Annotated in this window: 7 protein-coding genes; 6 read left to right on the top strand and 1 reads right to left on the bottom strand. The window is 38.9% G+C overall.

Annotation, left to right across the window (positions count from 1 at the left end):
• Positions 1–105: 105 nt before the first annotated feature.
• From BM073_RS17240 to BM073_RS17225, 4 genes are all read left to right on the top strand, one after another.
• Complete coding sequence (locus BM073_RS17240) at positions 106–2,475, top strand: ABC transporter permease (protein ID WP_091655583.1); 2,370 nt, start codon at positions 106–108, stop codon at positions 2,473–2,475.
• 250 nt (positions 2,476–2,725) lie between these two features.
• Positions 2,726–3,415, top strand: a complete 690-nt coding sequence (locus BM073_RS17235) for a head GIN domain-containing protein (RefSeq protein ID WP_091655582.1) — start codon at positions 2,726–2,728, stop codon at positions 3,413–3,415.
• Positions 3,416–3,493: 78 nt separating this feature from the next.
• Positions 3,494–5,920: an ABC transporter permease gene (locus BM073_RS17230; protein ID WP_091655581.1), complete on the top strand. Its 2,427-nt coding sequence runs from the start codon at positions 3,494–3,496 to the stop codon at positions 5,918–5,920.
• Positions 5,921–6,242: 322 nt separating this feature from the next.
• The gene (locus tag BM073_RS17225) at positions 6,243–8,654 is read left to right on the top strand and encodes an ABC transporter permease (protein WP_217643122.1); all 2,412 of its coding nucleotides are present in this window, start codon (positions 6,243–6,245) and stop codon (positions 8,652–8,654) included.
• A 5-nt stretch (positions 8,655–8,659) separates the two neighbouring features.
• Here BM073_RS17225 and BM073_RS17220 read toward each other — a convergent pair whose 3' ends face one another.
• Entirely contained in the window at positions 8,660–9,646 is a 987-nt protein-coding gene (locus tag BM073_RS17220) for a bestrophin family protein (protein ID WP_091655579.1), read from the bottom strand.
• A 623-nt stretch (positions 9,647–10,269) separates the two neighbouring features.
• Between BM073_RS17220 and BM073_RS17215 the strand changes: the two genes are divergently transcribed.
• Both BM073_RS17215 and BM073_RS17210 read left to right on the top strand, forming a co-directional pair.
• On the top strand, positions 10,270–12,714 hold the full coding sequence (locus BM073_RS17215; RefSeq protein WP_091655578.1) for an ABC transporter permease: 2,445 nt from the start codon (positions 10,270–10,272) through the stop codon (positions 12,712–12,714).
• Positions 12,715–12,828: 114 nt separating this feature from the next.
• Positions 12,829–15,240 (top strand): ABC transporter permease, encoded by a 2,412-nt coding sequence (locus tag BM073_RS17210; protein ID WP_091655577.1) that lies wholly within the window; start codon positions 12,829–12,831, stop codon positions 15,238–15,240.

Here is a 15,240-nt window from a genome sequence, read left to right as displayed (position 1 = left end):
AAAATCAGAAAAATGCCCATTTTGAGAAATTTGGGCATTTTTTGCTGGCACAAAAAGTGAATATCTAAGTGTGAGGCTTTGGATGCCTCATTTATAACATGACCTATGTTTAAGAACTATTTAAAAATCGCATTTCGAGGCTTTGGTAAACATAAGCTTACCTTCTTCATTAATTTGTTTGGCTTGACCTTGGGACTTTGGGCGGCAATTCTGATAGGATTGTGGATCAAAATTGAACTTGAAACTGATAGAGGACTTCCGGGTGCGGATCAGGTATTCAGGGTCATGGAGCATCAGAATTACGGAGATCAGGTTTTTACTATTCCTTCTACTCCTGGAGTATTGGCTGAGGCCATGGAAGAAAATTTAGCAGAGGTTCAATATGCTGCGACCTATACCTGGAATGAGGAGAATTTATTTGTTCAAGGTGATAAACGTGTAAAACTTTCCGGGATTTATGCCGGGGCGGATTATTTGAAAATTTTCCAATATCCTCTGCTTTCTGGAAATAGAGAACAACTGCTATCAGACAAATCCCATATAGTTCTGACTGAATCATCAGCAATCAAATTATTCGGAAAAACTGATGTTTTGGATGAAGAAATTGAAATGATTTCTACTGATGGAACGGAGCTCTTCTTGGTGAAAGGTATCATTGCAGATGAGGGAATGGTCAATTGGGAGAAATTTGATTTTATTCTGCCATATAAATTGTTTTTTGATAAACCCTACAATAGTTGGTTACAACACTGGGGGAATAATGGTCCCAATACTGTGATAACCTTGCAGGAAAATGCGGATTCAGAAGCCTTTTCGGCTTCGATAAAAGATTTCATTCGGGATCGTTTTGAAGGTTCAAATGCAGATCTATTTGTTTTCCCTCAAAGTGATATGTACCTCCATGGTTCATGGAAGGATGGAATAATTCAGGAAGGAAGAATTAAGACGGTTAAGCTTTTTGCAATGATTGGATTTTTCATTCTGGTCATTGCCTGTATTAATTTCATGAACCTATCCACTGCCAAATCACAAAAACGCTCGAAGGAGGTAGGTGTGAGAAAAGTATCAGGTGCAGATAAATCCAGTCTTATTTATCAGTTCTTGAGCGAGTCTCTGCTAATTACCTTTTTCTCAGGCTTGTTTGCCTTGGTTTTGGTTCAGCTGACACTTCCGGTATTCAATCAATTAGCTGGAAAAGAATTGGTCCTTCCAGTCTTAGATCTTTATTTCTGGGCAGGCTTTTTACTTGTATTGGTGTTTACAGGACTTCTGGCAGGGAGTTACCCCGCTTTTTATCTGTCTTCCACCAAAGTTGTATCTGTCTTTAAAAATCAATTTAGTGGTAATCGAAAAGTAGCATTCGCCAGAAAGGGCTTGGTCTTATTTCAATTTGTTTTGGCGACCTGCTTGCTCATATCTACGGTTGTCATTTTCCAACAAATCAATTATGCATTGAACCAAGATTTGGGCTATGAAAAAGATCAGTTGATTTTAGTGCCTCTAGAAGGTGAATTGCCAGAGAAGTATGAGATATTCAAGTCTAGGTTGGAGGCAAGGCCTGGAATTTCATCGGTAAGCAGAGCCTCCCACAACTTGATGGGAAGAAGTAGTAACACCGGGGATGTATCATGGGATGGCAAAGAACCAGGCTTTAATGCTTTGTTTGAAAGATTTAGAGTTGATTATGATTTTTTGGAAACCGTGGGGATAGAATTGCTCAGCGGGAAGGATTTTTCTAAAGATCGTATTTCAGATTCAGTGAGCGCCGTTATTCTAAATGAGAAGGCTTATGAACTTATCACTCAAAATAATCCTGAAAACAATACTGTGATTATCAATGAAGAAAGATTAGAAATAATAGGAGTTGCCAAAAATTTTCATTTCCAAAGCATGCATCAGACCGTGGAACCTGCTTTCATGGTGATAGACCCTACTTTCAATTTTAATTGCTTCATTCGCATCAATTCATCTTCCATGCAAGAAGCCTTGGCAGAAATAGAGGGAGTCTTTGCAGAGTTGAATCCGGTATTTCCATTTACCTATCAGTTTATGGATGAAAATTATGCCAGAATGTATAGAGAAGATGTAAGGCTCAGGGATTTGGCTAAGTATTTCAGCTTGTTGACTATTTTGATTTCTTGTCTGGGTTTATTGGGGTTATCAGCTCATGTTGCTGAACAGAAAACCAAGGAAATCGGAATTAGAAAAGTATTGGGAGCATCTACATTTTCTATTTTGAATGTGATCAATAAGGAATTTATCACGATTGTTTCGATTTCAATCTTGCTGGGCTCTGGATTAGGTTATTGGATTATGCAGGATTGGTTGTCGGGCTATGCCTACAGGATCAACTTTGAATGGTGGTTTATTCCAGCTGTAGCGGGTATTATCTTTCTGATTGCTTTATCCACGGTTTGGATTCAGTCTTATAAAGCCGCCAATTCCAATCCTGTGCAGGCGATTAAGACGGAGTAAGTTTGGTCGAAATCTAAAATGGAAATGCTCTCTAAATTAATTGGAGAGTATTTTTTTATGCAACCCATTTAAGCAAACCTGCATCTATAAAACAGGAGGGATTAGATGGGCTTTAGAATATTGTTCGCTTGCGGTCAAAAATCCTAAGGATCGGACATGTAAATAATTGATATGCCGCTCTAAAGCTCAAAATAGCATATTTTATCCCTTGGCACATTCTATGAATCTATTTATCTAAACTAACACAGCTATGAAAAAGAATCTGGCACCCATCTTAATTTTATTGGCATTCCTAATGGGATTTTCCGCCAATGCCCAGCAAACTGAAACCAGAAAATTAGATCGCTTTACCAAAGTGGAGTCCGGTGGAAGCTGGGATGTTTTTATTACCCTAGGCAATGCCTATGAGGTAAAAATCGAAGCTCAAAATGTAGACTTGGACAAAATTCTTACTGAGGTAAAAAACGGACAACTCAAGCTGAAACTTGAAAAAGGAAACTATAGAAACGTTAGGTTGAAGTTTTATGTAACTATGCCTGAAATTGAGGGATTGGGTTCTTCCGGCTCAGGTTCAATCACTGTAATGGATGATTTGGAATCTGATAAGCTGGGGCTGGGTGTTTCCGGCTCAGGGCTGATCAAACTTCAGAAAGTTTACGCTTATTCCATGAGTGTAGGGATCAGTGGGTCTGGCGATATTGTGGTAGATGGAGGAGAGGTTGAGAAGTTGGATATAGGTCAGTCAGGCTCAGGAGATTTTGAAGGAATGGACTTAAAAGCCCAGCAAGTAACTATTGGGAAGTCAGGTTCGGGAGAAACATATATTACTGCGATAGAAAGTCTTAAAGTAGGTGCATCCGGCTCAGGAAATGTATACTACAAAGGAGAACCTACCAAACAAATTGGAACATCAGGTTCTGCCAAAGTAATCAAAAGATAAAACCAAGACCTAGCACTATGAATCCAAAAATGCCGAGTAGTATATTTTACTAAGCGGCATTTTTTTCACCAATCAGCCATGTTTAGAAACTACTTTAAAATCGTATTCAGGAATGCTAAAAAGCATCCTTTGTATGTCTTCATCAACCTTTTTGGTTTGGCCATAGGAATGGCTGTGAGTATTGTGATTCTGCTGTATGTTCGGTATGAACTCAGCTATGACAATTATCACCCTGATGTGGATAGAATTTATAGAGTTTCGAGAGCTTGGTTTAATCCGGATGGGAGTACCAGCTTGCATCTGGGGCATACTGCTCCTCCCTTTGGGCCTCTGATACAATCAGATTTTCCGGAGGATGTGGAGTTCTCAGCTAGATTGATGAATGCAGATCCTTTAATCAAATCAGGAAATAATGCATTTGTGGAGGAACGATTTTTCTTTGCAGACCCAGAGGTTTTTGATGTTTTTTCTTGGGAAACACTGGAAGGTGAATCAAAGAATGCATTGACTCAAGCAGATGGTCTTATATTATCTGAAAGTACTGCCAAAAGATATTTTGGGTCTGAAAATGCAGTGGGGAAAGAACTTCTAGTAGAGATAGGAGGGATGGAGTTTACCATGCAGGTGAGAGGAGTGGTCAAAGACACTCCGGACAATTCCCATTTTCATATTGATTTTCTAGCCTCCATGCTACCTGTCGTTCAATTTTACGGTAGGCAAGATGCATTTATGTCTAATTATGGTTCCAATAATTTTTCCACTTATATCAAACTTGCAGAAGGTGTTTCTTATAAAAATTTTGAAGCCAAGCTTCCCAGTTTGATTGATAGACATATGGGTGAAAGTAATTCTGGAATCCCTATGTCAAAAGGCACTCAGCTTCTTCTATGGCCTATTCAGGACATTCACTTACAGTCGAACCTGGACTCTGAAATAGAGCCCAATGGAAATATTGATTATGTCTATATCTATGGGGCTGTGGCATTATTTATCTTATTGATAGCCTGTATCAATTTTATGAATCTTAGCACCGCAAGGTCCTCCTTAAGATCTATGGAGGTGGGCTTGAGAAAAGTGATGGGTGCTGACAAGACCATCCTCATCCGGCAATTTATGGGTGAAAGCTTCGTGATGACTTTTCTGGCTATGCTTATTGCCCTTTGCCTTGTCTTTTTATTTCTTCCTTATTTCTCCGATTTTCTGGAAAACCCTTTGAGTTTGAATTTTCTAGAAAGCCCAGAACTACTGGTTTGGATACTGGGATTAATCCTTTTTGTGGGTTTGATTTCAGGAAGTTATCCAGCTCTTTTTCTTTCAGGATTTACTCCTGCCAAAGTGTTAAAAGGAGCATTTAAAGCAGGAAAAGGCCATGAGAACTTCAGGTCTGTATTAGTGGTCGGGCAGTTTGCTATTTCTGTAATACTGATAGTCGCTGTCATAGTGGTGATCAATCAGCTGAGCTTTATGCAGAATAAAGATTTGGGCTTTGAAAAAGAAGATATAGTGGTGCTCCCTAGCTCTAATCAGATCAATGAAAACTATCTCATTTTCAAGGATCGCTTAGAAAACCATCCTGATATTCAGTCAGTGAGTATTTCGAGCAGAGTTCCGTCAGGAAGGCTCCTAGATTCTCAAGGGGCAACAGCCGAAATAGGAGGAGAGCTAACCCAGCTCAATAGCAGGATTGCGGACATTCATGTAGCTCATAATTTTCTGGATACTTATGGGATTTCTGTAAAGGCTGGAAGAAACTTTGATTTTCTAAGAGCAAGTGATTCTACTGAAGCATTTATTTTGAATGAAGCCGCTGTTCGGGAAATTGGTTGGCAAAGCCCTGAGGAAGCTGTTGGCAAGCAGTTTTTGTACGGAGGAAGAAGAGGTTTTGTGACTGGAGTTATGCAAGATTTTCACTTTGAAAGTTTGCATCAGCCCATTGTTCCTATGGTGTTTATGATTTCCCATGATAGGAATAATAGTGTCAGCATCAAGTTTGAAAGTGGAAAAAGAGAGGAAGTTTTGGCCTATCTAAAAGAAGAATGGGCAGTGATGAGACCTGATTATCCATTCGAACCCCTAATGATAGACCAGGGATTCAATAGGCAATATGAAGCAGAGGCAAGAGTCAAAACCATATTCACTTTCTTTTCTGCCTTAGCAATCATTATTTCTGTGTTGGGGCTTTTAGGTTTGGTGACATTTGCCACTGAACAAAGAACCCGTGAGATTGGAATCAGAAAAGTAATGGGAGCTGAAACTGGAAATATTCTGGCTCTTTTGGGTAAGGATTTCCTAAAACTGGTAGCAATAGGCTTTTTGATTGCTATCCCGGTCTCCTATTTTGGAATGAAAAGTTGGCTTCAGGATTTCGCTTACAGCATAGGAATCAATTGGACCACATTCCTTTGGGCAGGCTTAATTGCGGGGGCAATTGCAGCATTCACTGTCATCAGCCAAACAATCAGAGCTGCATGGGCAAATCCTGTGAAGAGTATTAAAAGTGAATAATTTATTCAATCAATTTTGATTAAGATTTTAATCTTCTTTGATTAAAAAGTGTCTGATTCCTAATAAAAATCAATTGGCCAATCAGAAGAAAACTTGGCATGGCTTGAGAGGGGAGTAAGACTTCTTTTTTTGTAGATAAGGGAAGCTATGAGTTTAGATTATTTTCCCATTTTCGGACAATAATGTTCGGTGAGTTATTTTTTGATACTTCTAAATCCCTCAATCAAGTCAATCAAGCATATAAATTAATGGCATGGATATCGTAAAAGAATCCATGCTATTTTATTTTAAATTAATTATAAACAGTTCTAAAACTCAGGATATGAATCTTTTACCAATTAAAATATCAATTCGATCCTATTTGAGAAATAGGCTGTATACTGCACTTAATCTTACAAGTCTTGTTTTAGGATTGGTTATAGTTTTTTTAGGCATCAGTTTTTTAGTCTATGAGTTTTCTTATGATAAATTTCATGAAGATCAGGATGAAATTTTCCGAGTTGTAAGAAAGTACAGAGGTCAAAATTATGGCGTAAATGGTTTTCCATCATGGTCGGAATCAACTTCAGATGAACAACTATTAATGATCAATTCAATAGAAAGTTTACCAGAAATTGAGGCCGTAAGTCAGTTTGTAGTTTCACCAGTTTCACAGTTTGTCAATTTTGAAGGTAATAGGATATCAAGCCAAAAAGTTCTTTCAACAAATACACCTAAATCTTTTTCCAGAACATTTACATTTCCAATCAAAAGCGGATCCTGGGATGATTTTAGTTCAAGAAGAAACTCTGTGTTACTCACAGAAAGCTTTGCTAAACAAATACCCAGAGTAAATTACTTGCAGCAAGAAGAATTGATCGGCAAGACCATAATGCTGAATGATGAGCTCTATGTCATTTCAGGGATTCTTCAAGATGCTCCTACCAATTCGCATTTTGATTTTGATTTGATTTTAAATGCTGCGCAATTGGATAATTGGGGTAGTAGAATTTATATCAAAAAGAACAGTTCTGTTAGCCATGAAAGCTTAGAAAAGGCTATAGATTTGGCCATTGAAAGGTCGAATCCAAGATTGGCAGCAGATGAATTGTACACCGGACATTTACTCCAACCGATTTCAGATATTCATTTTCAGAAATCTGTTCTCTATGATTTGAAACCTAGTGGAAATTTGTTGTATGTGTTTTTAATAGGAGGTTTTACGATTTTTATCCTTTTGATCACTCTTTTTAATTATTCAAATCTTACCATGGCTATTTATTCCAAAAAAAGTCGAGCCATTGGAACAAAGAAGGCTATCGGTGCATCAAAGTCTAGTCTGTATATACAAATTTTATCTGATGGCTTGATGTTAGTTTTAATCGCAATTCCAATTGCTTTTCTTTTCTTGGAATTATTACTGCAATATTTCAATCAATTGATGGAAGTACAATTAGAAACTTCAATTTTTAAAAATTGGCAAAACTTACTCATCTTTTTAATAATAGCATTTTCACTTGGGATCTTAGCATCAATTTGGCCTATGCTTTTTCTAGGTAATAAATCTGTCGTTCATTTATTTAAAGATACTCTAAGCCGGAACCAGCGAAAAGCAGCTCCAATTAATAATTACTTGATATTAGGTCAGTTAGTTATCGTGATTGTAATTAGCTCATTATCATTATTTGTAATTAATCAATTAGACTACATTGAATCAAAAGAAATAGGATTTGAGAAAAATAACATTCTGTATGTCTATAGCTCTCCGGAAAGCGTGGATGAGTTTCAGCAAGAACTTGTAAGAATTGCAGGTATAAAAAAGATAGGTAATGGCTCACCATTCGGGACCTCATCATTCAATACAATTACTTATTCAATTCCGGGTTCCCAAGAAATTTTTGATGATTCGAGACAATTGTATTTAGATCCTGAAGCTTTGGAGATTTATGGTTTAAAAACCAGTTTGGCCCAATTGCCTCAATCTAGACTTACATTGATTAATCAATCTGCAGCTGAAAAGATAGCTAAGGTAAGGAGGGTGGAAACAGAGGATTTAATTGGAACTCAGATTATCACTGAGCCAGAATATGAAAATACTGAAACAGGAGAAATGGGGATTCCTTTTGAGATCGGAGGGATTTTTAATGATATCCATTTGTTTTCCCTTCATGAGAAAATAGAACCTTACTTTATAACAGTAATTCCTGATTTAAAAATGGACGGGAGGACCATTGTAGAAGTATATCCTGGAAAAGAAGAAGAAGTCCTTCAAGAAATCGAGAAAGTATATGCTGGGATTTCAAGCGATATTCCACTTGAAATTGAATTTTTAGATCAAAACATTTTCAGCTTATATCAGAATGATGTTCAATTTAAAAGACTGGTTATCTACCTAGCTGGATTGGCAATTTTTCTTTGCTTGTTAGGATTAGTTGGGATGACTCTATTTATGATCCGAGCAAGAACTAAGGAGATTGGAATTCGGAAAGTATTGGGAGCGAGCGTTTTCGGAATAATTCTGAATATCAATCAATCTTACTTGAAATTAATGGGGATTGCCCTTTTAGTAGCTTGGCCTATAAGTATTTATTTGGCGTATTCTTGGTTAAATACCTTTGCTTATAGAATTTCAATTAATATCTGGCTTGTTCCTTTTTTGGGTCTTTTAATTTTCATGCTGGCTTTCGCCATTTTGTCTTGGGTGGCTAGCAAGTCAGCCTTAGCTAATCCGGTAAAAAGCATCCAAAGTGAATAATTTCTCTACATCAAAAATCCATTATCCACAGGGTAAGGTTGTGGAATTTCTTTCTCATCCAGCATTTCCAGCAAGTCTATTTCAATTACTCTGGTGATAGAGGATATAGGGACATCATTGTAGCCTGCTTCAAAAGGGTTTTCAGAATAATCTCCAATTCTGTCAACCAAAAAGAATATCCAGATAATGATTCCGGAAAAGGGTACCGTCAGCCAATAGTGGAGCTCTGTAGACTGCTCAAAAATATCCAAAAGACCCAAAGGAATTAATGCGCAGAAAATGTAAGTAATCCAAAGTCCGGTGGAGGCATATTGTCTTGGAAAGGGAAAGGTTTTTATTCGTTCGCTCATTCCCTGTGTATCATAAAATCTACTAATCAGCTGATGAAGCCAAACATGCTTGTATTCACTAAGTCCGTTTTCTTGATGTATTCTGTCCAACTCTAAGCTTTGTTTTTTGAGAAGTTGGGTAGGAAAGTTTGTGTATGCCTGCAATGATTCCCATTCCTCAGGATCCAGATATTTTCTGATTTCAGGTTCTAAGCCATTAGCCATTTCCTCTCTGAATCCCGGTGTAAAGACCATTTTGTCTACGGGTAAATTATGTTCCCAAGATTTTCCCTTACGAAGGTTATGCTTAAGAGAAACTAGCCAAGCCAGATGTCTGAAAATCATTTGTTTCTTCCAAGAGTAGGGAACGCTCTTATCAGGTAATGATAAAATGGCCGAGGCGAAAGTTCTACAGTCATTGACAATAGAACCCCAAATTTTTCTGGCCTCCCAAGCACGATCATAGGAGGAGTTGTTTTTAAAACCTAAGAAAAAAGATACTGCGACACCAATTACTGAAATAGGTTGCCAAGGCAATGAAAATGGCAAACCAGTGACTTCGTATAAGAAAACGATAATTGCAGAATATATCAGTCCATTGATCAGTGGCTTTTTAGACCAGCGGACAGTCATCCAGAGGCTATAGTTTCTTTTGACATACATAGGCTGATATTTTCTATAATCTACTGATTTATAGGATATTTTTCATTATTGAGTCAAATTGAATTTTATTTTGATGATTAACAATTTTATTAAAAGTCTTCATTTGTATCAGTAAAAAAGAGAGACAATGTTCAAGTTATGGCAAGGTTCAGCAATCAATTCTTGGGGAAGCCAGCGGTCACTTATGCGGGTAGCTTACTAAGAAATGGAGAAGAATGGTTTTTGTACATATTTGATTATTATGAATTTCGGTTTTCTTCTCAATAAAGAAATAATTATGGCTTAGTATCAGATGAATGGATTAGAATACCGAGCTTCTGTCTTCGGTTGCTTGTGCTGAGCGCCCGCCTCCCGAAGGGCAGGAACTCGAAGTATCCAATCGGTCAAGCAAAGAAAATAGGGTAAGTGGCCAGATTGCGCATAATTAGATTCATTATAATCTTCAACCCATGTTAAATTGGTGAGAGCCAATATTTTTAAGATTTATTTGCCCGTCAGCGGACAAAATTGTCCGAGGTAAATCCTGAATTTTTGAAAAATCGCTGTATTAAGGCTGTAAAAGTACTTTTGAAATGGCATAAAACTGGGATTATCTCTGGCAAATGATGTAAAGCTTTTCGTATATGTTAAAGAACTATTTCAAAATTGCAGTTAGAAATCTTCTCAAGCACAAGCTCCATACTGGGATCAACCTGATTGGCTTATCTTTAGGTCTGGGAGTAAGTATTTTGATTTTTTTCTTCGTTCAGTTTGAACTGAGTTTCGAGACTTTCCATCAAGATTTAGATCGGATGTACCGAGTCAAAACACATGAGCGGATAGACGGAGAAATGAAAGAATCCTACTCTTCTCCGGTAGTCCTTGAATCAGCTTTCAGAGAGGAGTTCCCCCAAATTGAGGCAATTACTGGAGTAACCAATGCAGACGTTCAGGCAATCTTGCCTGATCAGAGTACTCAAAATCAAAGAATCCGCTTGGTTCACCCAGACTTTTTAAAGATGCTCAACTTTCCCTTGATCAAAGGAGATATTTCTTCCCAGCTGGTGGATAAATACTCTGTGGTGATCACCGAAAAAGCTGCCAAGCTATACTTTGGGTCAGCAGATCCTATTGGCCAATCTCTCCAACTGAAAATGGGAGAGGACTTTGTAGACTATCGAGTTTCAGGACTTTTGAAAAACCCTCCTGCCAATAATTCCATTCCCTTCGAAATTCTGATGCCGATCGAAAACATGGATTTCTTTGCGGATAAGGAGAGTTTAGCCTCTTGGTACAATGTGTGGGGATTTAATCTGGTCAAGTTGAATAACCCGGAACAAGTAGCCTCCATTCATCAAAGTATGGAAGCTTTTATGAAAAAGTCTCTGGGTGAGGATTACGAGGAAGGCGGACTTTACTTCACGCTTACACCATTGGCTGATATGCACTTTGCTGAAGGAGCAGGAAATGGGGCTGTGCAGACTACCCAAAAATCTTTGCTCTGGATTTTGTCAGGGATTGCCTTTCTGGTTTTACTGATTGCCTGTATTAATTTCACTACGATGGCTATCGGAAGGGCAACCTCAAGAGCCAAAGAGGTCGGGGTAAGAAAGACCATGGGAGCCAGCTTTGGCCAATTGATCATTCAGTTTATGATGGAGGCCTTTTTGACAACCTTAACAGCCTCGATGATAGGGGTAGTGCTTGCTGAGTTGTTCCTGCCCACTTTCAATGATCTCTTTCAAAAAGAATTGGATATCGTCTATGGACCAACTCAGTTTGGGATTTTAGCTGGGCTGATTGTATTTATTTCAGGATTGGCTGGAGCCTACCCTGCCTTTTTTCTATCCGGACTGCGTCCAATTAAGGTATTGAAAGGAAATCTTTCCCTTCATTTTGGGAAGCAAGGCCTTCGGAAAGGTTTGGTTGCTTTTCAGTTTTTCATCTCTTTCCTACTCATTGCCACCACCTTGATTATGGTTAATCAGATGAACGCAATTCAGGAATATGACTTGGGTTTTGATCAGGAGCAGATTCTGATCGTGGACATGCCAGATTTTCCTTCCCAAAACTTTGTGACATCTTTGAAAGAAAGTTTTAGAACTGCCGAGAGTTTTCGTCAGACATTGGTCTCACGAACAGAGATTGCCTCCACAGCTTTGACTGTTGCTACTTATGGAGATGATGCCTTTTGGCAGGTTGGATTTCCTTTGGAAGATGGAACGATGTTTTCGTTCAAAGTCAACTTCGTTTCGGGGGACTACATGGAAACACTAGGCATGGAGCTTTTGGAAGGAAGAACCATTAACCCTGCTGTGGGAGCTGACAGTAGTGCCCTGATCATCAATGAGGCTTTTGCCAAAGCGTTTAATTGGGAGGATCCTATGGGAGAAATGCTTCCAAGAACCGATTTTGAACCCCATCAGATCATTGGAGTGGTAAAGGATTTTCATCATGCCTCTCTATACCAACCTATAGAACCCGTGATGATTGCTAAGTCTCCTATGGCCGTATTCAGTGGGATTACCAATCTTATGATCAACTCCAGCACCAATCCTAAGCTGCTTGTTCGTGCTGCAGGTGGTGATATCAATCAGGTTCGGAGCGTGATCGAAGCGGAGTGGGAAAAGCAGTTTGCTGGACTTCCTTTGGAAATTTCTTTTTTGGATGAAACGGTAGAAGCTCAGTACCAATCAGATCGGAGATTGGGGAAAATGGTATTTATCGCGGCATCACTTGCCATTTTGATTGCGGCCATGGGATTGTTTGCTATGGTTGCCTTGTCGATCGCCGGACGGACCAAAGAGATCGGAATCCGAAAAGTCCTAGGAGCATCAAGCTGGAGTATTTCGTGGCTTTTTGGAAAGGAGTTTATTGTCACTACGCTGGTTGGGGTAATAGTAGCGCTTCCGCTGAGCATCTATTTGATGAAAGGCTGGCTGGATCAATTTGCGGTCAAGGGTTGGCCTTCCTGGATCAGCTTTGCGGGACTGGTTATTGGGGGAATTGCTTTCACCCTTGTCCTAGTCTATGCTCAATCTCTCAAGGCCAGTTTGAGTAATCCGGTGAATACCTTGAAGGATGAATAGAGAGGTGGTATCAAGTACCATGTATCAAGTATTAGGTACAAAGTAGAAGGAAAAAAGATTGTATAATCAAGTGTCTAGACTATTGAACCTTAGCGCTATAAAACTTTCAAGCCCATGTGGAAAAATGACTTAAAAATCGCCTGGAGAAATCTATTAAAAAATAGAGTGGACACGATGATCAACCTGGGGGGGCTTACGATTGGTTTTTTTGCTGTGTTCCTGATTGCGTTGTACGTGAATTTCTCGAATAGTTTCGATAAAAACTTGGCCCAAGGTGAACAGTTGTATCGAGTCAATTTAAACTCCAGGGTTTCTGGTAAGGAAATGGACAAAAGCGCCCGTACTGCTCCAGCCATGGGGATGATTTTTAAAGAAGATTTGGCAGAAGTAGAGGATTTTTCCAGGGTAATTATCATGGGAGAGGTGATTGCAGGGCAGGATGATTCTTTTGTAAGAGAAGACCAAATTTTCATTACTGATGAAGCCTATTTCGAATTTTTTGACATCAATCTGATCCAAGGAAGTGAAGAAGGATTAGGGCAGCCACTTCAAGTCTATCTCTCTGAGAGTATTTCCAAAAGGATATTTGGGGATAAAGACCCAGTGGGACAGAATCTGGATATAAACAGTACCAATTTCGACGGAACGGTGGAGTTTCAGGTAGCAGGGGTTTATCAAGATTTACCTATTAATCGGCACCTTAGGCCCGAATTGATGATTTCATATGCAACGCTCCATCATTTTCTTGGCTCCGATATCGACAATTCCTATGATTGGCTCAATCAGTATACCTTTCTGAAGTTGGCACCGGGGGCGAACGTGGAGAGTCTTACTGATCAACTAAATGCAAGTCTTCAGACTCACCATGGGGAGCAACTAGAAGCCAGCGGTACGGAATGGGTTGTGGATTTGATTTCGGTGGGTAAAATCCATAATACCCTTGACTATTCAGGAGAGTACAATCAAGGGGTGGACGGGAAAAAGCTTGCGTATTTTGTTTGGATAGGATTTTTTGTACTGGCGATGGTATACTTGAATTCCATCAACATTGCAACTTCCAAAGGCCAAAACAGATGTAAAGAAATAGGAGTCAGAAAAGTATCCGGTAGTTCTAGTATACAATTGATTAGACTGTTACTCACGGAGTCCTACTTGACACATTTCATCGCTATTGCAATTGCCTGTTTTTTGGTTTTTGGTTTTGGAGATTGGATCAATCAGGTTTTGGGATTGGGTTTACCTACCGTAAGCCTTCAGCTAAGTCAATATTTGAGCTGGATAGTTTTCTTTTGGATTCTGGGTTCTTTCATTTCTGGAATTTACCCTGCATTGCTTTTGACCTCCTTCTATCCACAAAAAGCCATCAAAGGAGAAAGTAATCTATCTTTCCGTCAAGCATTTGGTAGTCCACTTTTGGTCGTTCAACTGATCTTCTGCTTGGTTATTTTAGCTGGGATTCTGACTACTTACAAGCAGATAGATTTCATGCGTAGCAGAGATTTAGGCTTGGAGCTTGAAGATAGAATAGTTATTCGATCCCCCATGCTGTTTGTGGATGGGAGTGGCAATTATCAGGAAAAAATGAAAGCCACCTTAGGAGCATTGCCAGAGGTCCAATTCATTGCTGCAGCAAATGAGATTCCTGGAAATGAAATCTACTGGAAAACAGAGGACTTTCATTTGGAGGGGAAAGAAAAGAGTGGAGTCATGTATAATATGTTGAGCGTCGGAGAGGATTACTTCAAACTTTTTGATCTAAAAATCTTAGCGGGAAGGCAATTTAACCCCATTGGACAAGGAGAGGAAGCAATTATCAATCAAAGGGCACTTGCCGGTTTAGGACTAAATAACCCGGAAGATGCACTGGGGAAAAGCTTAATTTCTGGTAGAGGTGAAGCAAGAATTGTGGGAGTGGTGGAGGATTACTATCAGGAGGCAGTCAATTCTCCCTTGGATCCCATTGTTCTTAATTATTCTCCCGGAGACCTGAATTATTATATTCTGAAAGTAAAATCTATGAATGAAGTGAGAAATTTATTATCAAAAATTGAAAGCTCCTTCCAGGCTAATTTCCCCCAGTCGCCTTTTGAATACTTTTTTCTTGACGAGTTTTTTGATAAGCAATACAAGGCAGAATTACAATTTCAGAAGCTTTTTGCATTAGCTTCTTTGGTTGCCATTTTCATTGCTATTATGGGAATTTTTGGAGTGATTTCTCAGGTGCTACTAAGAAGATTAAAGGAAGTAAGTATCAGGAAAATCTTGGGAGCTTCTGCCTCTTCGATTTTAATAATGATTTCAAAGGACTATCTCTATTGGCTAGGTGCTTGTTTTTTATTGGGTATTCCTTTGGCCTATTTTCTTTTTACAGAATGGCTTCAGGAGTTTCCGGTAAGAATCGAATTGGGTTGGTGGTTTTACACTCTGCCGGTACTGGCTATTTTGCTCATTTTCTTTAGTACAGCTCTGGTTTTGACGATTCGAACCGTTTTTGTAAATCCGGCGAAAATCCTAAAATCAGAATGA

It is taken from the genome of Algoriphagus ornithinivorans (genome assembly GCF_900115305.1).
GTDB classification, from domain to species: Bacteria; Bacteroidota; Bacteroidia; order Cytophagales; family Cyclobacteriaceae; genus Algoriphagus; species Algoriphagus ornithinivorans.
This window is presented reverse-complemented; position numbering and strand designations above follow the sequence as displayed.